At 70.6% G+C, this 19,739-nt stretch carries 19 protein-coding genes; 10 read left to right on the top strand and 9 right to left on the bottom strand.

The features are described 5' to 3' along the window. Window positions 1-121 precede the first annotated feature (121 nt). The 5 genes from OG985_RS42540 to OG985_RS42520 are packed head-to-tail and all read left to right on the top strand — an operon-like array spanning window position 122 to window position 5,344. Window positions 122-1,081, top strand: a complete 960-nt coding sequence (locus OG985_RS42540) for an STM4015 family protein (RefSeq protein ID WP_371673762.1) — start codon at window positions 122-124, stop codon at window positions 1,079-1,081. After that, window positions 1,078-2,241: an STM4014 family protein gene (locus OG985_RS42535; protein ID WP_371673761.1), complete on the top strand. Its 1,164-nt coding sequence runs from the start codon at window positions 1,078-1,080 to the stop codon at window positions 2,239-2,241. The genes OG985_RS42540 and OG985_RS42535 overlap by 4 nt, the downstream gene beginning before the upstream one ends. Before the next feature lie 7 nt (window positions 2,242-2,248). Beyond that, window positions 2,249-3,064 carry an STM4013/SEN3800 family hydrolase gene (locus OG985_RS42530; protein WP_371674665.1) on the top strand — a complete coding sequence of 272 codons (816 nt, stop codon included), beginning with the start codon at window positions 2,249-2,251 and terminating at the stop codon, window positions 3,062-3,064. After that, the gene (locus OG985_RS42525) at window positions 3,061-4,398 is read left to right on the top strand and encodes an STM4012 family radical SAM protein (protein ID WP_371673759.1); all 1,338 of its coding nucleotides are present in this window, start codon (window positions 3,061-3,063) and stop codon (window positions 4,396-4,398) included. Before OG985_RS42530 ends, OG985_RS42525 begins: the two co-directional genes overlap by 4 nt. Window positions 4,399-4,408: 10 nt before the next feature. Continuing rightward, a complete protein-coding gene (locus OG985_RS42520) occupies window positions 4,409-5,344 on the top strand; it encodes an STM4011 family radical SAM protein (RefSeq protein WP_371673758.1) in 936 nt (311 codons plus the stop codon). Here OG985_RS42520 and OG985_RS42515 read toward each other — a convergent pair. Both OG985_RS42515 and OG985_RS42510 read right to left on the bottom strand, forming a co-directional pair. Then, window positions 5,341-6,777: a 3-hydroxybutyrate oligomer hydrolase family protein gene (locus tag OG985_RS42515; protein ID WP_371673757.1), complete on the bottom strand. Its 1,437-nt coding sequence runs from the start codon at window positions 6,775-6,777 to the stop codon at window positions 5,341-5,343. The two genes, OG985_RS42520 and OG985_RS42515, sit on opposite strands and share 4 nt — an antisense overlap. 159 nt (window positions 6,778-6,936) lie before the next feature. Then, window positions 6,937-8,415 carry a PHB depolymerase family esterase gene (locus tag OG985_RS42510; protein WP_371673756.1) on the bottom strand — a complete coding sequence of 493 codons (1,479 nt, stop codon included), beginning with the start codon at window positions 8,413-8,415 and terminating at the stop codon, window positions 6,937-6,939. A gap of 429 nt (window positions 8,416-8,844) precedes the next feature. Here OG985_RS42510 and OG985_RS42505 point away from each other — a divergent pair, with 429 nt between their 5' ends. Both OG985_RS42505 and OG985_RS42500 read left to right on the top strand, forming a co-directional pair. Beyond that, window positions 8,845-9,489 carry an RNA polymerase sigma factor gene (locus tag OG985_RS42505; RefSeq protein ID WP_371673754.1) on the top strand — a complete coding sequence of 215 codons (645 nt, stop codon included), beginning with the start codon at window positions 8,845-8,847 and terminating at the stop codon, window positions 9,487-9,489. Beyond that, window positions 9,482-10,414: a CU044_5270 family protein gene (locus tag OG985_RS42500; RefSeq protein ID WP_371673753.1), complete on the top strand. Its 933-nt coding sequence runs from the start codon at window positions 9,482-9,484 to the stop codon at window positions 10,412-10,414. Before OG985_RS42505 ends, OG985_RS42500 begins: the two co-directional genes overlap by 8 nt. Before the next feature lie 192 nt (window positions 10,415-10,606). Here OG985_RS42500 and OG985_RS42495 read toward each other — a convergent pair whose 3' ends face one another. Both OG985_RS42495 and OG985_RS42490 read right to left on the bottom strand, forming a co-directional pair. Continuing rightward, on the bottom strand, window positions 10,607-10,960 hold the full coding sequence (locus OG985_RS42495) for a hypothetical protein (protein ID WP_371673752.1): 354 nt from the start codon (window positions 10,958-10,960) through the stop codon (window positions 10,607-10,609). A gap of 130 nt (window positions 10,961-11,090) precedes the next feature. Next, entirely contained in the window at window positions 11,091-11,828 is a 738-nt protein-coding gene (locus OG985_RS42490) for a YoaK family protein (RefSeq protein WP_371673751.1), read from the bottom strand. Between the two features lie 444 nt (window positions 11,829-12,272). Here OG985_RS42490 and OG985_RS42485 point away from each other — a divergent pair, with 444 nt between their 5' ends. Beyond that, on the top strand, window positions 12,273-13,292 hold the full coding sequence (locus OG985_RS42485) for a LacI family DNA-binding transcriptional regulator (RefSeq protein ID WP_371674664.1): 1,020 nt from the start codon (window positions 12,273-12,275) through the stop codon (window positions 13,290-13,292). A 115-nt stretch (window positions 13,293-13,407) separates the two neighbouring features. Then, window positions 13,408-14,076: a TetR/AcrR family transcriptional regulator gene (locus tag OG985_RS42480; RefSeq protein ID WP_371673750.1), complete on the top strand. Its 669-nt coding sequence runs from the start codon at window positions 13,408-13,410 to the stop codon at window positions 14,074-14,076. Window positions 14,077-14,116: 40 nt separating this feature from the next. On the opposite strand, the gene OG985_RS42475 is transcribed toward OG985_RS42480, so the two are convergent. From OG985_RS42475 to OG985_RS42460, 4 genes are all read right to left on the bottom strand, one after another. Beyond that, window positions 14,117-14,794 (bottom strand): TetR/AcrR family transcriptional regulator, encoded by a 678-nt coding sequence (locus OG985_RS42475; RefSeq protein WP_371673748.1) that lies wholly within the window; start codon window positions 14,792-14,794, stop codon window positions 14,117-14,119. Between the two features lie 256 nt (window positions 14,795-15,050). Beyond that, window positions 15,051-15,404, bottom strand: coding sequence for a VOC family protein (locus OG985_RS42470; protein WP_371673747.1), 354 nt, complete (start codon window positions 15,402-15,404; stop codon window positions 15,051-15,053). Window positions 15,405-15,429: 25 nt separating this feature from the next. Further along, a complete protein-coding gene (locus OG985_RS42465; protein WP_371673746.1) occupies window positions 15,430-15,789 on the bottom strand; it encodes an STAS domain-containing protein in 360 nt (119 codons plus the stop codon). Next, window positions 15,786-16,898, bottom strand: a complete 1,113-nt coding sequence (locus OG985_RS42460) for a B12-binding domain-containing protein (RefSeq protein ID WP_371674663.1) — start codon at window positions 16,896-16,898, stop codon at window positions 15,786-15,788. The genes OG985_RS42465 and OG985_RS42460 overlap by 4 nt, the downstream gene beginning before the upstream one ends. Window positions 16,899-17,096: 198 nt before the next feature. Between OG985_RS42460 and OG985_RS42455 the strand changes: the two genes are divergently transcribed. Beyond that, window positions 17,097-18,347: an IS701 family transposase gene (locus OG985_RS42455; protein ID WP_371674662.1), complete on the top strand. Its 1,251-nt coding sequence runs from the start codon at window positions 17,097-17,099 to the stop codon at window positions 18,345-18,347. A 111-nt stretch (window positions 18,348-18,458) separates the two neighbouring features. On the opposite strand, the gene OG985_RS42450 is transcribed toward OG985_RS42455, so the two are convergent. Next, on the bottom strand, window positions 18,459-19,409 hold the full coding sequence (locus tag OG985_RS42450) for an oxygenase MpaB family protein (protein WP_371673745.1): 951 nt from the start codon (window positions 19,407-19,409) through the stop codon (window positions 18,459-18,461). Between the last annotated feature and the right edge of the window lie 330 nt (window positions 19,410-19,739).

Genomic DNA, 19,739 nt, shown 5'->3' with positions numbered 1-19,739 from the left:
CCGTAGGGGCCGCCACTGACAACGTCCCCGAAGCCCGCCCCGCCGACTGGTGTTGTCAGTGCCTGTTGGTAGAACTTCCGACATCACAGTCCGTGCACTCTTTCCGCTCAGGAGCAGCCGTATGACCATCGGTGACCACCTCGCCTCGCTGTACCGGCTGCCCGCCTACGACTTTCCGGGCCCGCGCACGCCGGCGGGCGACCTGCCCGACCCGGACGGCGTCGCCTGGCGGATCACCGCTGACGTGTACGACGCCGACGAGGACTGGGCGGGCGCCTTCGCTCGTTTCTGCGCCGCCGTCGACACCACCCGCGTGCGGGCCCTGATCGTCGGCGCCTGGGAGGAGGCGTACGACTCGGGCCCGTCCGCGGTCATAGAGGCGCTGCTCGCCGCCCGGGACCGCTTCCCCGCGCTGCGCGCGCTGTTCCTCGGCGACATGGTGATGGAGGAGTGCGAGATCTCCTGGATCAACCAGACCGACGTCGCCCCGCTGCTCTCCGGCTTCCCCTCCCTGGAGGAGTTCGGTGTGCGCGGCGGCACGGAGCTGCGGCTGCCCGCGCTGAGCCACGGCGCGCTGCGCAAGCTCGTCGTGGAGACCGGTGGACTGCCCGCGGAGGTGGTGCGTGGCATCGGAGGCAGTGACCTGCCCGCGCTGGAGCACCTCGACCTGTGGCTGGGCACTCCCGACTACGGCGGCGACAGCGAGGCCGCCGATCTGGAGCCCATCCTGTCCGGCGCCCGGCTGCCGCGCCTGCGTCATCTGGCGCTGCGCAACAGCGAGATGCAGGACGCCGTCGCCGCGGCCGTCGCCTCCGCTCCCGTCGTGGCCCGTCTGGAGGTCCTGGACCTGTCCATGGGGGTGCTGACCGACGAGGGTGCCGGCGCGCTCCTGGGCGGTCAGCCCCTCACCCACCTCAAGAAGCTCGACCTGCACCACCACTACCTCAGCAAGCCGTTCGAGGACCGCGTCCGTCAGACGCTCGAGCCGGCGGGCGTGGAGGTGGACCTCGACCGTGACGACGCGGAGGAGGACACGGAGGACGACGGCACGGTGTGGCGATACGTCGCCGTGGGCGAGTGAGTACGTCGTCCGTGGCCCGAGCGGCGGGACTCCCCCGTCCGCGCTTCGCGGTGGTCGGCAATCCGGAGAACCGTCGGGTGTCGCTCTTCGGCGACGCGGTGCGCGCGGCCGGTCTGCCCGGTCCGCGCGTCGTGCCCTGGGTGGACGTGCTGTGCGCGCAGGGGGCGGACTTCGCCGCCGACGAGATCGTCCGGATCGACTCCCCCGGCGAGAACCCCGAGGTCGACCGTCTGCTGCGGGGCGTCCAGGAGCCCACCCGGGTGGAGGGGTCGGCCCGCTGGTACGCCGGGTTCACGGCCGCGTTGCGCGGTCTGCGCGGCGGCATCCGCCTGGACGACCCCGACGACCTCGCCGTGCTGTTCGACAAGCGCCGCTGTCACGCCGTACTCGACGCGGCGGGTGTCCCCGTGCCCGCCTCGCCCACCTCGGGCCCAGGGGCGGCGCCGGTGGGCGGCTGGGACGACGTCCGGACGCTGATGCGCGAGCACCGGATGCGGCGGCTGTTCGTCAAGCCCGCGCACGGCTCGTCCGCGTCAGGAGTACTCGCCGTCGAGGCCGGCGGCGGCCGGATCAGAGCCACGACCTCCGTGGAACTCACCCCGGACGGCCGCCTGCACAACTCGCTCAAGGTACGCCGTTACGAACGCGAACAGGACGTCGCGGCCGTCGTCGACGCCCTCGCCCCCGACGGCCTGCACCTCGAACGCTGGCTGCCCAAAGCCTCCCAGCGCGGCCGCGCCGCCGACCTCAGGGTCGTCGTGGTGGCCGGCCGGGCCACCCACGCCGTGGTCCGCACCAGCAGATGGCCCCTGACCAACCTCCATCTCGGCGGCAGCCGCGGCGACCTCGACGCGGCCCGGGAGGCCGTGGAGGCGGCGGGCGCCCGATTGGCCGACCTGCTCGACGTGTGCGAGCGGGCCGCGGCCTGTTTCCCCCGCACCCTCTGCGTCGGCGTCGACCTGCTTCCGGCCGTCGGCTGGCGCAGGGCCTTCGTCGGCGAGGTCAACGCCTTCGGCGATCTGCTGCCCCGGCTCACCGGCCTGCCCGGCAGCGGCGCCGAGGGCCTGGACACGTACGCGGCGCAGGTGGCGGCCGTCCTGCGCGGTCGCGCCCGGCCCGAGCAGCCACACCGGTACAGAACAGGAACCGTCCATGCCTGAGCCCGACATGAACGAGATCGTCGGCAGCCACGACATCCTCCTCGTCACCCTCGACACCCTGCGCCACGACGTGGCCGTCGAGCTGGCCGCGGCGGGCCGGACACCCAACCTGGCCCGCCACCTCCCCGGCGGCCGCTGGGAGCGGCGCCACGCGCCGGGCAGCTTCACCTACGCCTCCCATCAGGCGATCTTCGCGGGTTTCCTGCCGACCCCGGCCGCCCCGGGACCCCATCCGCGACTGTTCGCGGCAAGCTTCGCGGGCAGCGAGACCACCGCCGACGGCACCTTCGTCTACGACACCCCCGACCTCGTCTCCGGCCTGGCCGAGGCCGGCTACCACACCGTGTGCGTCGGAGGCGTGGGCTTCTTCAACAAGCAGGGCCCGCTCGGCTCGGTGCTGCCCGGCCTGTTCCAGGAATCCCACTGGGAACCGGAGTTCGGTGTCACCTCACCCCACTCCTTCGAGAACCAGATCGCCCGCGCCGAACAGGTCATCGACCGACTTCCCACCGAGCAGCGGCTGTTCCTGTTCGTGAACGTCTCCGCCCTGCACCAGCCCAACTGGTTCCACCTGCCCGGGGCGACCCGCGAGGCGGGCGACACCCGACAGACGCACGCCGCCGCGCTGGAGTACGTCGACCGCCACATCGGCCGGCTCTTCGCCGCCGCCGCCAGCCGGCGCCGCTGCCTCGCCCTCGTCTGCTCCGACCACGGCACCGCCTACGGCGACGACGGCTACACCGGCCACCGCCTGGGCCACGAGTCCGTGTGGACCGTGCCGTACGCCCACTTCTTCCTCGACCCCGCCGAGGCCGCCGTATGACCACCGCCCAGCTGACCAGCCCCTACCAGCACTACGTCTACGCCTACCCGCACAAGACCGCCTACCGCAAGCTGCCCGACCGCCCCGCGCTCGCCTCACTCTGGGCGGCCGAACCCAAGCACGCCCTCTCCCTCTACCTGCACATACCGTTCTGCGAGGTCCGCTGCGGCTTCTGCAACCTCTTCACCCGTATCGGCGCCCCCGACGGCCTGACCGGCGCCTACCTGGACGCCCTGGAACGGCAGGCCGGCGCCGTACGCGACGCGCTGGGTCACGAGGACGAGGTCCGCTTCGCCACCGCGGCCTTCGGCGGCGGGACGCCCACCTTCCTCACCGCGGCCGAACTCGACCGACTGTGCGACATCGCCGAGCACCGCATGGGCGCCGACCTGCGCGCCGTCCCGCTGTCGGTGGAGGCCTCGCCCGCCACGGCCACCGCCGACCGCCTCACCGTGCTGGCAGAACGCGGGACCACCCGGCTGAGCCTGGGCATCCAGAGCTTCGTCGACTCCGAGGCCCGGGCCGCCGTACGCCCGCAACGCCGCGCCGACGTGGAGGCGGCACTCGCCCGCATCCGCGACGCCCGCATCCCGGTCCTCAACATCGACCTCATCTACGGCATCGACGGCCAGACGGAACAGACCTGGCGGCACTCCCTGGACGCGGCCCTGGCCTGGCAGCCCGAGGAGCTCTACCTCTACCCCCTCTACGTCCGCCCCCTGACCGGACTCGACCGCCGCAGCGCCGACGCCGGACCCGACCCGGCCTGGGACGAACAACGACTGCGCCTGTACCGCGCGGGCCGCGACCACCTCCTCGCGCACGGCTACACCCAGCAGTCCATGCGCATGTTCCGCCGCGCCGACGCCCCGGCGCAGGGCGCCGACGACTACGCCTGCCAGACCGACGGCATGATCGGCCTGGGCTGCGGCGCCCGTTCCTATACCGCCGGCCTGCACTACTCGTTCGACTACGCCGTCGGCATGCACGAGATCCGCGGCATCATCGACGACTACGTCACCACGTCCGACTTCACCCACGCCGAGGTCGGCCACCCCATGGACGCCGAGGAGGCACGCCGCCGCCACCTCCTGCAGTCGCTCCTCCAGGCCCGGGGTCTCGACGTCGACGACTACCGCGCCCGCTTCGACAGCGCCCCCGCCGACGACTTCGGCACCGAGCTCGACCGCCTCGCCGACCGCGGCTGGCTCAGCGACACCGATGCCGCGACCCTGCGGCTCACCCCGGAGGGCCTCGCCCACTCCGACGCCATCGGTCCGGAACTGTTCTCACCGGCCGTACGGGCCGCCATGGCCGCCTACGAGAGGAAGTGACCGGCCCACCATGGACCTGACCGTCCTCTACCGGGGCCCGCTCGCCTCCTGCGACTACGACTGCCCCTACTGCCCGTTCGCCAAGCGGCGCGACTCGACCGACCGACTCCGCGCCGACCGCGCCGCCCTGGAACGCTTCGCCCAGTGGGCCACCACCCAGACCGACGACCGGCTCTCCCTCCTCTTCACGCCGTGGGGCGAGGGCCTGGTCCGCTCCTGGTACCGGCGCACCCTCGCGGAACTCTCCCGCCTCCCCCACATCAGCCGGGTGGCCATCCAGACCAACCTCAGCTGCCGCACCGACTGGCTCGCCGAGGCCGACACCGACACCCTCGCCCTGTGGTGCACCTACCACCCGGGCCAGACCCCCTACGACCGCTTCCTCACCAAGTGCCGTGACCTGGCCGACCGCGGTGTCCGCTTCAGCGTCGGTGTCGTCGGCCTGCCCGAACACCTGGAGGCGGCCCGCCGCCTGCGGGCCGATCTGCCCGGCCACGTCTACCTGTGGATCAACGCCGCCGAGGGGCACACGTACCAGGACGCCGAAGCCGTCCAGTGGACCGCGCTCGACCCCCTCTTCGCCTTCAGCCGCCACCCGCACACCAGCGCCGGACTTCCCTGCCGCACCGGCGAATCCGTGATCTCGGTCGACGGTGACGGCACCGTCCGCCGCTGCCACTTCGTCCGCACCGAACTGGGCAACCTCTACGACGGTTCCTACCGGGCCGCCCTGCGCCCCCGCCCGTGCCCCCTGGCCGTATGCGACTGCCACATCGGCTACGTCCACCTCGAAACCCTCCCGCTCTACGACGTCTTCGCCGGCGGGGTCCTGGAACGCGTCCCGGCCACGCTGCCCGAACGCGCGCCGCAGCCGACCCGGATGCAGGCGGAGCGGGACGCCGTCGGCCGGGCAAGGTCCGGCACGGACTGGCTGACGAGTGACTAGTCCAGCCGGCAGTCGGTGAGCAGTGTCGCCCGGTCCGCTCCGGCCGGGCGCCGGACGGTGTGGTCGGCGGGGGGACGGCCGTTCCCGGTCAGCCAGCGTTCCAGCGCCGTGAAGGCTGAGCGGTGACAGGGGACCATGGGGCGGAGCCGGTCGGGAAAGGTGTCGACGAGTGAGTCCGTGTGCGTGCCGTCCTCGATGCGGTAGTAGCGCAACAGCGCGCCCCGCCCGGCCTCGTGCACCATGCGGGCGTAGACGTCGGAGTCCTGGCTGATGGGCAGCAGCACGTCGAGCGTGCCCTGCACGGTGATCAGGGGCTTGCCGATGCGTCCCGTCAAGGCGATGCGGTCGACGGCACGGTGCACGGCGGCCGGCCGGGTGGCGTAGTCGTAGTCGGCGTCACAGCCCGGCGTGCCCGAGGCGCAGAACGCGGTGCCCGCCTCGGTCGCCCCGTCGAAACCGGGATCCACTTCCTCGCGGTAGATGCGCTGGGTCAGGTCCCAGTAGACCTGGTGGTGGTACGGCCACAGGAACTCGGAGCCCGCCGGGTAGCCGGCCCGGTGCATGGCCTTCAGGGCGTCTTCGGCACCGGGGCCGCCGGCCGCGTAGGCGGGGTAGGCGCGCAGCGCGGGCGGCAGGAAGGTGAGCAGGTTGGGGCCGTCGGAGCGCCAGAGGGTGCCTTCCCAGTCGACTCCGCCGTCGTACAGCTCGGGGTGGTTCTCCAGCTGCCAGCGCACCAGGTAGCCGCCGTTGGACATGCCTGTGGCGATGGTGCGGGCAGGGGGCTGGTGATAGCGGGCCGTGACGGCGGCGCGGGCGGCCCGGGTGAGCTGCGTGAGGCGCGTGTTCCACTCGGCGATAGCGTCGCCGGGCCTGTGGCCGTCGCGGTGGAAGGCGAGGCCGGTGTTGCCCTTGTCGGTGGCGGCGAAGGCGTAGCCGCGCGCGAGCACCCAGTCGGAGATCGCCCGGTCGTTGGCGTACTGCTCGCGGTTGCCCGGTGTTCCGGAGACGACCAGTCCGCCGTTCCAGTGGTCGGGCAGCCGGACGACGAACTGCGCGTCGTGGTTCCAGCCATGGTTGGTGTTGGTGGTGGACGAGTCGGGGAAGTAGCCGTCGATCTGGATGCCGGGAACGCCGCTCGGCGTGGGCAGGTCCTTGGGCGTCAGACCCGCGAAGTCGGCCGGATCGGTGTGGCCGGAGGCGACCGTCCCCGCTGTGGTCAGCTCGTCGAGGCAGTCGGCATGCTGGTGGGCCGCGCCCGGTACGTGCACTCGGGTGCGGCCGGCGCAGTGACCGCCCGGTGCGCCCTCCGCGCCGGCGGCCGGTACCGCGGCGGAGACGAGTGAACAGACGGCGGTGAGCGACAGCGCTCCGAGGACGGCACGCCGTCCGGGCCGTCTGCGGGGTGAGGCGGTGGCCGCGTGGTGGGCAAGCATCCGATACCTCCGAGTCGACTGGTGGACAGGCCGGAGGCTAGGAGCTCACGCACCGTACGGACATGTGCGGGCCCGCCATGACTACGGCCCGCAGAGAGGCGCCGGACACCATGGCGGGCCGTTTCACCTCATCGAGCTGAGACGCCTGCACACGTGCGATCAGGGGCAACCGCCGTCGGCGATGCTGTAGTAGCCGGTGGGTGACTCCTTCAGGGTGTGGGTGACGAACGTGTTGTACAGACCCATGTTCTGGTTCGAGCCCTGGGCGTAGGTGTAACCACCGGTGGTGGTGGCCCGTCCCGCCTGCACATGGGTGTAGTTGCTGCCCGTGTGGCAGGCGGCCGCGCTGCCGGTGGTGGTGACCGTGATCGTCCCCGAGCGGGATCCTGTCGTGCCACCGGCGTCGCGGGCGGCGACCGCGTACGTGTGCGAGGTTCCCGCCGACAGGCCGGTGTCGGTGTACGAGGTGCCACTCGGTGTGGCGACAGGGTTGCCGTCACGCTGGACGACATAGTCCGCGGCACCATCCACCGCGTTCCATTTCAGGCTGACGCCGGTGTCCGTGACGCCGGTCGCCGTCAGTCCGGTGGGCGCGGGCAGCGAACCGGTCCCGGGACCGGAGTCGTCCAGGCCGAAGAACCTGGCGATCCAGTGGCTGGAACAGATGGAGTCCAGGAAGTAGGGGGCGCCTGTGCTGCCGCACTGTTCGGTGCCGGTACCTGGATCGACGGGGGTGCCATGGTTGATGCCGGGGACCCGGTTGACCTCGACGCCGACCGTGCCGTCCGAGGCCACGTACTCGTCGTGCCGGGTCCCATCGGGTCCGATGCTCGAGGTGCGGGTGGGTGTCTGGGTCAACCCGTGCAATGCCGTCCACTGGTCGCGCAGTTCGGTGGCGTTGCGCGGCACGACCGTCGTGTCCTGGTCGCCGTACCAGATGGCGGTGCGCGGCCACGGCCCGGTGTACGACGGGTAGGCGTCGCGCGCCCGCTGGGCCCACTCGCCCGGGCTGAGATCCACCCCGGGGCTCATGCACGTGTAGGGACCGTTGTCCTTCGTGCAGTTGTAGGGCAGGCCCGCGACGACCGCGCCGGCGGAGAAGACCTCGGGATAGGTCGCGAGCATGACCGCGGTCATGGCACCGCCGGCGGACAGCCCCGTGACGTAGACCCGTCGAGAGTCCACGCCGTAGGCGGACACGGCATGGCCGGCCATCTGCCGGATCGAGAGCGCCTCACCCTGGCCGCGCTGGTTGTCGGTGCCCTGGAACCAGGTGAAGCACTTGTTCAGGTTGTTCGAGGTGGTGGTCTCCGCGAGCACCAGCAGGAACTTGTCGCGGTCGGCGAGCTGGGGCAGGCCGGAGTTGTCCGCGTAGACCTGGGCGTTCTGCGTGCACCCGTGCAGCGCGATGACCACGGGCGGGTTCGCCGGCAACGATGCCGGCCGGTACACGTACATGTTCAGCGCGCCTGGATTCGAGCCGAAGCCGGTCACGCGGGAGAGCGTGACAGCGGCGTGCGCGGCGGGCGCGGGACCGGCCAGAGCGGATCCGAGCACGAGAGCGACGACGGCCAGGAGGTGAGGCACGAGGCGGCCCCAGCGGCTCCGTGGACGTTCAGGGGGTGAGGGATACGGCATGAGCGGCTCCTTGACTGGATGCGTGCACGGTGTTCCGCGATCCCTGGTACCGGCGACGCTCGCCATGCGCCGGCAACACCAGGCGTGGCGGAACCCTAAGGTCAGGTGTGCGCGGCCCATATGGCGCCGGGCACCACAGCTCGATGCGCGCCAGTCGGCATCACACGGATTGTGTGGCCGCGGCCTGGTCTGCTACCGGCGGTGCGGTCGTGAACAGTCGGCCCGACTCGGCTCGTTGGCCGAGGCCGGGCGGGCCGAAGGACGCCCAGCGGTGCGGGGCCGGCCTGTGCGCAGGTCCTCCAGCCATGGGCTCGTAGACCGAAAAGCACATCCATGGGCCGAGGATGGAACTCGAACACGGGCATCGGCCAACAGCAGTCGTCCATGCCCGCGACCTCGACGGAGTTCCATGAACCTGAAAGGCATTCAGTGACCGCCTTGCCGAGCATCGGAGCAGGCCCGGCCGTCGGCGCGTACGACGCCCCGCTCTCCGACGCGTCGGTCATCGAACGGTCCTGGGAGGAGCCCGACGTGTTCGCGGAGCTCTTCCACCGCTACTCCGACGACATCCACCTGTATGCGGCCCGACGGCTCGGAACCGAGACGGCCGACGACCTGATGGCCGAGACCTTCGTGATCGCCTTCCAGCAGCGTCGCCGCTACGACCTGTCGCGGCCGCACGCCCGCCCCTGGCTGTACGGGATCGTCACCAACCTCATCGGCCAGCACCGGCGCGCGGAGGCCCGCCGCCTCAGGGCCCTGTCCCGCGTCGCTTCGGCCGGCCCGGCCGAAGCCGAGCCACTCGCGGAACGGGTGGCCGCCAAGGTCAGCGCCGAGAGTTCCCGCGGCGAACTGACCGGCGCTCTCGCGGCGTTGCCCGCACGGCACCGGGACGTCCTGCTGCTGATCGCCTGGGGCGACCTCGACTACGCCGAGACCGCCGAGGCCCTCCAGGTACCGGTGGGAACCGTGCGCTCACGGCTGCACCGCGCACGGACCGCCCTGCGCCAAGCTCTGGGCGGGTCGGATCCCACAGCCCTTCACGAGGAGACCGAGGAGACCGATCGTGGATGACCTCACCGCGGTGCGCGAGCTGGCGGACGGGGTGGCCCCGGTCACCGACGAGGCCCGCTCCGCCGCCCACGCCCGCCTGCGGAACGCCATCGCTGCGGAGGGCGGCCACGGCGCGTTCTCCCGGCGTCTGATGCTCAGGGTCGCCGTCGCCAGCGCGGCCGCGGCGGCGGTCGCGGGCGGCGTGGTCGTCGCCGCGCGACGCGACCAGGACTCGGCTGCCCCGCGAATGACCACCCTGAGCGCGGCGCAGCTGCTGCACAGGGCGGCGGACAGGTCCCGCGCCGACGGCACTCGGACGCCGGTCCCGCGCAACGACCAGTACGTGTACACCAAGAACTACGTCACCCGGACGTATGTGAAGGACGGCAGGACCAAGACCTGGACGGACGAGAGCTGGCTCTCGGTGGACGGCTCCAAGCCCTCCCGGCGCCAGGAACACGGAGAAGTCCACCACGATCCGCCGCTGGGCAAGCACGAGGTGATGTGGCCGCCGACCGAGTACACGAAGCTGGCCAAGTGGCCTACGGACCCGGACACGCTCCTCAAGTGGTTCAGGGGCACCCCGGGGGGAGACATGGAAGCGTTCATGAACGCGATCCAGTTGTTCGTGGTTCCGCGGGTCATGCCCCCCGGTCTGGAAGCGGCCACGTTCGAGGCGGTCGCCAAGATTCCCGGCATCAGGCTCGACGACGAGGTGGACGCTCTCGGCCGCCGCGGGATCGGGGTCTCGTACCCGAAGCTCTCCTTCACGTTCATCTTCGACTCGGAGACCTACGCCTACCTGGGCCTACGCCTGAAAGGCAGCACCGTCATCGCGGTCGGCAAGGGGTTTCGAAGTGTCGGCTGGTATCACGAGATGCGAAGCCTGCAGGAGTTGAGGGTCGTGGACCGTATCGGCCAGCGCCGCCCGGGGGAACGCAGCTGAGGCGGCCACGACCACCTGGACGCCTCCCGAACACCGGGTGGTGCCGCAGCAGGCTCGGGGACTGCTGCGGCACCGCCCGTGCTCGTCAGACATCTGCGCGCCTCGCAGAACACAAGCGGGACATTCACCTGTTGGTGCGCCGACCGGCCGCAGCCGGCCCCACCGCGCGCTTCGTCGGCGCGTGTTCCGAGTTCACCGGAACTCGTGAATGACCTGGATCTGGCCGACGATGTGGGCGTTGAACGCCTCCAGTTCCTCGGCCGGCACCCACAGCTCCAGGATCGTCCGACCGCCTGCCTGCTGGACCGGATACCTGCGCAGGAACTCCGACTCGACCTCGAACCGGGTGACGAAGCCGGCGCCGTCGTGCTTGACGTTCCAGTCTCGCGCGATCTTGATGGCGTAGTCCTCGTTGAGGACCGGATAGAAGATCGGCTGCTCCGGCAGCCGTGGCGGCCAGGACCGCCAGTCCAGCTCGCGGACCAACGCCAGTTCCTCGGGGCCGGTGGGACGCCACAAGGTGGTTGTCGATCGCTGGCTGGTCACGGGATCGCTCTCCGAAGTGGCAACCGCTGGTGCGGTCGGCCTGGACTTTGACCGTATCGACAACCTCAGTGCGGCAGCTACAGAGTTTCGAACCTGACGTCGAACGCCCTGCATGCCCACTCAGCCGACCTCAGTCGACGAGCTCCGGTGCGAGCATGCGCCAACGCGGCAGAACGACGTACAGAGTGGCGACGATCAGGGCGACTCCCGCAATCGCGAGGAGCGCGCGCCCGGTGCCCCAGGGGGTCATGAGAGCGCCGAGAACGCCGCCGACGAACATCCCGACAACAGTGATGACGAGCCTGATCCTGGACGTGCGCGGCGTCGCGCTCTTCGGCGTCGCCGAGACGAGGTCGTGGAGGAGACGGACCAGTGACACCTGGATGAGCATCGTCGGCATACCGGGGACCGCCGCTCGCAGAGCGGTGTCCGCGCGCAGCCCCATGGCGAATCCGACGATGGCGATGACGAAGGTGTCCGGATGATCGGCGAGTGAGCCGGAGCCGTGCCGCCACAGAGCTGTGGCACCGGCCAGAGCCAGGAGTGCCGCTTCGATGGCCAGCGCCGCTGCGAACCAGTGCCGGCGTCGGGCGACGATCCTGCCGGTGACCAGCGCCCCCGCTGCGGCCCCCAGCGTGAAGGCGAGCAGGGCGAACGCGGGGCGGGCCACCGGCACCTGCCCCTCGCCGGCCACGGCAAAGGCCAGGAAGAGCAGATTGCCCGTGGCCAGCGCGGTGAAGACCTGTCCCATCGTGAGGAAGCTGACGGCGTCGACCGCTCCTGCCAGGACTGTGAGTGTCGCCATGACGCCGGTCAGCTGACGCTCACGTCGGTCGGCCGACTGCGGCCCTGCGGTTTCTTCGCCCATGGAGGTGCTCTATCACAGTTCGTTACGTTTGCCGGGGTATGCATAGGTGGGCCGGATGACGAGCGTGCGTGCACAAAACTCCGGTGCGTCCGCTCGCACCTCTGCGATCGTCCCGGAACGGCGCACAGTCTCGAATCGCTGGCTTCCGGCACACCCAACGTCTCCTCTCGCCCGCAGCCTCGCTTGCAGGTCCTCCCTAGACCGGCCCGTGACCACGAGGGTCCGCACGTGGCAGCCGGGCGTCATCGTGAACGACCGGCTCGACATCCCCGGCGACTTCGTCACTCCCCAGCACCCTCCGGGGGCAGGGCTGCCTTCACGACGCGAACCATGCAGTAACGTCGAGCCGTGACGGACACCGGACAACGCGGGCCAACTGCGGCCTCGGGAACACCGCGAGGCAGGCGCAAGCGGGATGGGGCTCGGGCGGACCGGCCCAGCACGATCCGCGACGTCGCCACCAAAGCCGGGGTTTCGGTAGCAACGGTTTCCCGTACGTTGGCCGGCAACTACCCGGTGTCCGCGGAAACGCGTGCACGCGTGATGGCGGCGGTCGAGACCCTGCACTACGTGGTGAACGTGCACGCCAAGGCACTCTCCGGCCGGGTAGCCGGGCCCGTCGCGCTGGTCGTCCAGGACATCACCGGGCCCTCCCTGGCGCATGTCGCCGCAGGCGTGGAGCAGGAGGCCGCCACCCGCGGCCGACTCAGTCTGGTCTGCGCCACCCGGGGCGACGTGGCCCGCGAGGCAGATCTGGTGCAGCTCATGCGTGAACAGCACGCGGCGGCGGTGGTCCTGGTCGGCGGCGCCGTGCGGGACGAGGCGTACAACCGGCGCATGGCCGACTACGCCACCGCGCTCGACGCCGCCGGATCACGACTGGTGCTGGTCGGCCGCCCACCGCTGCCCGCCGGTGTTCCGGCCACGGTCGTCGAGTACGACAACCGGGGCGGCGCCTTCCAGGCCGCCTCGCACCTGCTCGTCGCCGGGCACCGGCGGATCCTCTTCCTCGGCGGGCAGCGGGACTTCAGCACGGCCGAGCAGCGCCTGGCGGGGTACCGGGACGCGTTGCGCGCCCATGACGCCGCCTTCGTCGAGGAGTTGGACATGCCCGATGTGTACACCCGTGCATCGGGCTACCGGCGCACGCGCGACGCGCTGCACGCCGGCCTCGACTTCACGGCCGTCTTCGCCGGCACCGACATGGTCGCCATCGGGGCGCTGGCCGCCCTGCGCGAGGCCGGACTGGACGTCCCCGGTGACGTGTCGATCGTCGGCTACGACGACGTCCCCTTCGCCGCCGATCTGGCCCCCGCCCTCACCACGGTCCGGGTGCCCTACGAGGAGCTGGGCCGCGCCGCCGTACGTCTGACCCTGGAGCGCGAGGAACGGCTCGCCGGGGACGACCACGTGGTCCTCGGCACCCAGCTCGTCGTACGGCAGTCGGTGCGATCGCCCCGCTGACGGCGCGGTCGGCGTTCCGACCGGGCTGTTTGCGGGTCTCCTCGCCCACTCCGTCGAGGTCGGACCCGCTTGTTTGATGAACCCGTCAGAACTGGAGCATTGGTAAGCTCGGTGCATGTCGACGTCAGCTCCGCCCAGCAACCGATTCGATCGACGTCGGGCCGCGACCCGGCAGGCACTCATCCGGGCCGCCCGGCAGATCCTGGCCGAGTCCGGGGACACCAGCGTGAGCATCCAGGCGATCGCTGAGCGAGCGGACGTGGGCTTCGGCTCGTTCTACAACCACTTCGAGTCGAAGGCCGACCTGTTCGACGCGGCAGTGACGGAGGCGCTCGACCAGTACGGCGCCGCCGTCGACGCCCGGGTGCACGACATCGACGACCCCGCCGAACTCGTCTCGGCGGGAATCCGGCTCAGCGCGAGAATGGTCGACTCCCACCCCGAGATCATGGAGATTCTCCGGCACCGTGGACTGGGGCAGATCCACTCGGAACGCGGTCTGGCACCGCGCGCCCTGCGCGACCTGGAGCAGGGCACCGCCTCGGGTCGCTTCCAGCTCAACGACCCGGCCGTTGCCCTGTCCACACTGGGGGGAAGTCTTCTCGGGTTGCTGCAACTGCGGTACAGCCGACCCGACATCAACGTCGAGGAGGCAGCCGAGAACCTGGCGGAGATGGTCCTGCGCATGCTGGGCGTTGCCATGGACGAGGCACGGGACATCGCCCGGCGCCCGTTGCCGGAGTCCACTGACCCGGCACCGACGCGCACTCATCCACACCCGTAAAGGTCCCCTCTCCACGGCAGCAGCGCCCTGGCTGGAGCCGTCACTCAGGGCACAGCCCCTGGTGCCCCACGGCGTCGTCGGCTTCCTGCGGCACATTGAGCCAGGCCTGTTCCAGACCGTCCAGGAGCAGGTCCAGGCCGAAGCGGAACTCCTCGTGCGGCGCTACGGAGGTCAGCTCCTCGGACGCCGCCGTCGTGGCCGGATAGACAGCAGGATTCAGGGAGTTGTAGTAATCGCGCAGACCCAGGTGGTCCTCGGGGCCGGGTGTTCCGGGGCCGTGCTGCTGGATGGCGAAGCCGATCACGTAGTGGCCGATGGCCGTGAAGGCACGGGCGGCCAGGGCGACCGGGAAACCGTGGCCCAGGAACAGCGTGATGAGCCGTTCCCTGCTGCGGAGGCCGTTGGGGCCGACGGGAACCTGGAACGCCAGCAGGGACAGCGCGTTGGGATGTCGGCACAGCGTGCCGTAGAAGGCCTCCGACGACACGGTCACGGCTTCCCGCCAGGACAGTCCGTCCAACTCCTCGGGTGGGACGCGGACTTCGCCCAGGATTCTGTCGGCGACAAGCGCGAGGAGTTCGTCCTTGCCGTTGAAGTGCCGGTAGAGCGTCGCCGTGCCCGAGTTCAGGGCCTCGGCGAGCATGCGCAGCGTCAGCGCCTGGATCCCGACCTCGTCGATGAGCTTCAGGGCCGTGTCGACGATCCGCCCGGCGTCCATCGGCGGACGTCCTCGCCGGTACGCGGGGGCGGGAGCCCGTCCGGCCCACCAGGCGGGACTTCCTGGAGCAGGCTGGACCTCCGAAGCCATGAAGCGGTCACCTCTCGCGCGGATCTTCCTGCGGACACATGTCGAAACGGCCGTTTCGGCCTTATCGTATCCGTTTCCGCCCGCGGGACGGCTCCGCCTCACGCCTGTCGCCGTCCAGGGGTGACCGCAGGCCTGGCTCGACGGACAGCGTCTGCGCCAGGCGCGGTCAGGCGGGCTGCCACAGCTCGACCCGGTTGCCCTCGGGATCGGTGACCCAGCCGAATCGACCGACACCCTCCATGTCCTGCGTCTCCGCGGCCACGTCCGCTCCCTTGGCGCGCAGTTGCGCGAGCATCGCATCCAGGTCGCGGACGCGGAAGTTGAGCATGGTCTGCTGGGCGCGGGTCCCGAAGTAGTCGGTCTCGGACTCGAACGTCGCGAACACCGTCGGTCCCGCTCCCTGACGCCACAGGCCGTTCTCGTCCGCGTCCAGACCCAGGCAGTCGCGATACCACGCGCCCAGGGACACCGGGTCGGCCGCCCGCATGAAGTATCCGCCGATTCCAAGCACACGTTCCATGCCGCTATCTTGCCAGCGTGTCCTGCTAGCGGGGCGGAACGGAGCCGGTGAGGTGGTCGAGGGTGCCGGTGATGGTCAGCAGGCGGTCCAGACGAGCGGTGCGGCCGTCCAGGTGCAGGACGACGTCCGCGGCGGTGGTGCGCCGCTGGATCATGAGCAGCACGGACAGGCCCATGGAGTCGATCGCCTCGAGGCCGGCGCAGCCGAGGTGCAGATCCGTGAGGGCCGAGTCGTCGCTGATCTGCTGGGTGGCGGTCTGCAGCAGGTGGTCGGCGCTGTCGTAGTCGAGGTCGCCGTGCAGGTCTATGACCATCGCGTGTCCGGCGCCGTCGGGACGGGTCACCGTCAGGTGCAGAGGAGTGGTGGGGAACTGGGCGGAGGTCATGCCGCTTCTCCCGGCGCTGCGACCGCGGTTCTGGGTGTCGTGTCGCTGCCGAGGTGGCCGGCTGCCCGGCGCAGGAAGTGGGCGGCGCGGGGGAAGTCCTTCAGCTCCTCGCCGAGAATGTCCAGAGCGGGTGTCAGCGAGCGGGCCGGTACGCCGCGAGCGGTGAGGATGGCGGCGGTCCAGGTGAGGAAGCCGGTGAACAGGTCGATGTCGTCGGTGTAGAGGGCGGTGGCGAGGAAGTTCACGATGTGCGCGATGTCGTCGGCCGTGTGGCCGCGCTGGGTGTCGGTGTACTCACGCATGGCGGGGAAGCGTTCTGCGAGCCCGCTCATGACGGTGCGCACCAGTTGGACACGGGTGCGGGCGACCATCGTGTACTCCTGATCGGCCAGGTGCGGCAGATCGTCGATGGGCTGATGTGCCTGTTCGTTGCGGGTGAGCAGGCCCTGTTCGAGAAGGTCGGCGGCGGCCCGTGCGTCGGGCGCCCAGGCGTCCGCGCCGAGGAGGCGGGCGTAACGGCCGTGCGGGCCGAAGGCGGCCCCGCCGACCAGGACCGGGATGCCCACGGCCTGACAGGCGGTGATCGTGGCGTGGGCGGCCGGCAGCCGGGTCGGAACGGAGCTGGAGAGCGCCACCGCTTCCGGTCCGGTCTGGTGGAGGTGGGCGATCAGGTGGTCGGTGGGCACCTGGGCGCCGAGGAAGTCCACCCGCCACCCGCGCAGCTTCAGCACCTCCGCCACGAGGCGCGCGGGCAGGGCGTGCCATTCGCCGTCGATGCACGCGACCGTCACCCGGCCCCGGCCGCCCGCGGGCGCGACGTATGCGGCGGGGTGGCCGGCGAGAGCGGCGATCGCGCGGTCGTTGATGGCGGTGGCCGCGTGTTCCTGGGCGACGGTCATGCGGTTGGCGGCCCACTCTTCGCCGACCTTCCCCTGCACGGGTGCGATCAGGTCCAGGAGCACACTCTCGGGGTCGATGCCGTCGTCCAGGGCCTGGAGGACGACCGCGGACGCGGCGTACTCGTCCCCGTCCCGGGCTGCCTCCCACAGGTCATGGACGCGCGGTTGCAGCGGTGCCGCGGCGAGGTCGCGGCAACTGGCGGATGAAATGTTGCCTGACGGCAACCATCCTCCACAGGGCCCCTCCTTGGCAACCCGCGGCACGCCGGGGCGACGCCTTCCACCTGGTACCCCGCCGATGCCGTCCGATGCAGCGATCCGGCCCTAGTAGAGCTTGGTCAGCTTCACTCGTGGGTGGCGTGTCCGCTGGTCCGTGAGGGTCGTTGAGGTGGTGTGACACCTGAGGAGATGGCCTCGGTCCGGGAGGACCTGGAGGCGTTCGCGGCGGAGTTGTTCGACGGGTTCTTCCGTGCGGATCAGCGGCGGTGGGGGCAGGCGTACGTGCGCGGATTGTCGCTGGACGGGCGGCGTAAGTCGGTGGAGCCGATGGCGGCCCGACTGGGTGAGGACGGTAATCGTCAGGCGCTGGCACATTTCATCACCTCCAGTCCGTGGGATCCGGCGCATGTGCGGGCCCGGCTGGCCTGGCGGATGCACGAGGCGATCGGTCCAGAGGCATTGATCGTCGATGACACCGGCTTTTTGAAGGACGGGGATGCCTCGGCGTGTGTGTCACGGCAGTACACCGGCACCGCGGGCAAGGTCACCAAGTGCCAGGTGGGGGTTTCGCTGCATCTGGCGCGCGAGAGGGCCTCGGCGGCGGTGAACTGGCGGCTGTTCCTGCCCGCGTCCTGGGATCCCGACTCGCCGGAGGCGGACCCGGACAAGGTCGCCCGCCGCAGTCGCTGCGGCATCCCCGACCGGGTGGGGCATGTCGAGAAGTGGCAGCTGGCCCTGGACATGATCGACGAGAGCCGGTCGTGGGGCATCGACATCCCCCTGGTCGTCACGGACGCCGGATACGGGGACGCCGCCGCCTTCCGCCACGGTCTGGAAGAACGCAACCTGCCCTACGCGGTGGGCATTTCCTCCCGCCACACCGCCCATCCGGCCGACGCCCGGCCCGTCCAGCCCGCCTACGCGGGAACCGGCCGGCCACCGCGAATGCAGTATCCCGAGCCTGCGCAGACCGTGAAAGACCTGGTCATCGCGGCCGGGAGGACGGCCACGAGACCGGTGTCCTGGCGGGAAGGCTCCCGCCCGGGCAAAGGAATCAGCGGCTTCAAACGCATCTACTCGCGGTTCGTGGCTCTGCGCATCCGCCCGGCCGGACGCGGCGTCCGCCAGGCCACCAACGGTCCTGAACTGCCCGAACGCTGGCTGCTGGCCGAATGGCCCGCCACCGAACCCGAACCCGTGCAGTTCTGGCTCTCCAGCCTGCCCTCCGGCATGCCACTGGCGACCCTGGTGCGGCTGGCCAAGCTGCGCTGGCGCATCGAACACGACTACCGCGAGATGAAACAGGCCCTGGGACTGGCCCACTTCGAAGGCCGCACCTGGGGCGGCTGGCACCACCACGTCACCCTCGTCTCCGCCGCCCACGCCTTCTGCACCCTGCAACGACTGGCACGAGACCCAAAAGACGCGGCGCAGGTCTGAGCCTCTACCAAGTCGTCCGAGAACTCCAGACACTTCTCGCCGCCTGGACCGGTGCTTGCCCCACCTGCCACCGCGACATACCCACACCGATACGGACCTGACCAAGCCCTACTAGGGGACGTCCGGCGCGTAGTGCTCCGGCTTTCCGCGTGCGGACGGCGGTGGCAGGTTCCGTCGCGGTGTCGCCACCGGCTCGACGTCCGCCGCGAGTTCACCGCGGGCACGGCGCCAGCCCGCCCGGGCTCGCGGGTGGTAGCGACGGTCGTGCGGAACGAGCTTGAACAATGCGTTGATCACCCGGCAGGTCCTGCGATGCCGCCGGGCGTCTCGTCGCGACCAGGTGAAGCCGAGCAGGTCGCGGACCTCCCGGTCGTAGAGTCCGATGGTGAACCAGACGAAGGCCCGCCCGGTGAGCGTGCCGAGGGGGCGCCAGAGTGCGTGCGGCAGCCACGGCAGGAACGGCGGCCTCGCGATCCCGGCGATGTCGAGCACATCCCTGGTGGCCTTGTTGTCCTCCAGCACCTCGGCGCACATGAGCTTCCAGTAGCGCTGGAAGTCCTCCCAGCTCTCCGGCACCGGCCGCATGCTCATGCCGTACATGCGGTACCACTGCACGTGCTCGCCGAAGAGCCGGCGCTTGTCCGCCTCGTCGATGCCGCCCGCGAAGTGTTCCGCGATCAGGATCGTGCTGACGAAGAACGTGGAGTGCGCCCAGTAGTAGGTGTCAGGATCCAGCGCGTGGTACTGACGGCCCCGGGCGTCGACGCCCTTGATCCGGTCGTGGTAGCCGCGCACTTCGAGCGCGGTCCGACGTGCGCGCGGGCCGTCGTAGACGACTCCGCTGATGGGATAGAGCGAGCGGAACAGCCGCTGCCAGCGTTCCTCGAAGAACCGCGAGTGCTGTTCGACGCCCGCGCCGAGACCGGGATGCATGTTCTGCATCGAGCCGGCCCACAGCGCGGTGAGAAGGCCGCGCCAGTCACCGAGGTACTTCCAGGTCAGCGAATCCGGTCCGAGCGGCTCCGGAACCTCGACTGTCAACTCCTGCTCCCTGTCCGGCATTTCACTGATCGTCCGCACCATCAGACCATCTCCGGCCGCGCCGGATTCCGGAAGGTCGCGCGGCGACTCCGGTTCGATCCGAACGGGTGCGGCCCCTGGTGACGTCGGCGTCCGATCCTGCGGCCCACCGGCCCCCGAGCGCACCCGGGCGGTGACGACAGGAGGAAGGCAGGACGATTGAAACCGTTCAATCGCCCGCGCCAGGCGGCCCTCGGACCTCGCCCGGGAAGCACATGCAGCCGGAAGCTTGCCCAAGAAAGTCCTGCACAGTCATTGACCCCCACACCTCACGCCTCTACGTTCACCGCCGTGAATCGATTCATCCTTTCT

The sequence above is a fragment of the Streptomyces sp. NBC_00289 genome, assembly GCF_041435115.1.
Classification (GTDB): Bacteria; Actinomycetota; Actinomycetes; order Streptomycetales; family Streptomycetaceae; genus Streptomyces.
This window is presented reverse-complemented; position numbering and strand designations above follow the sequence as displayed.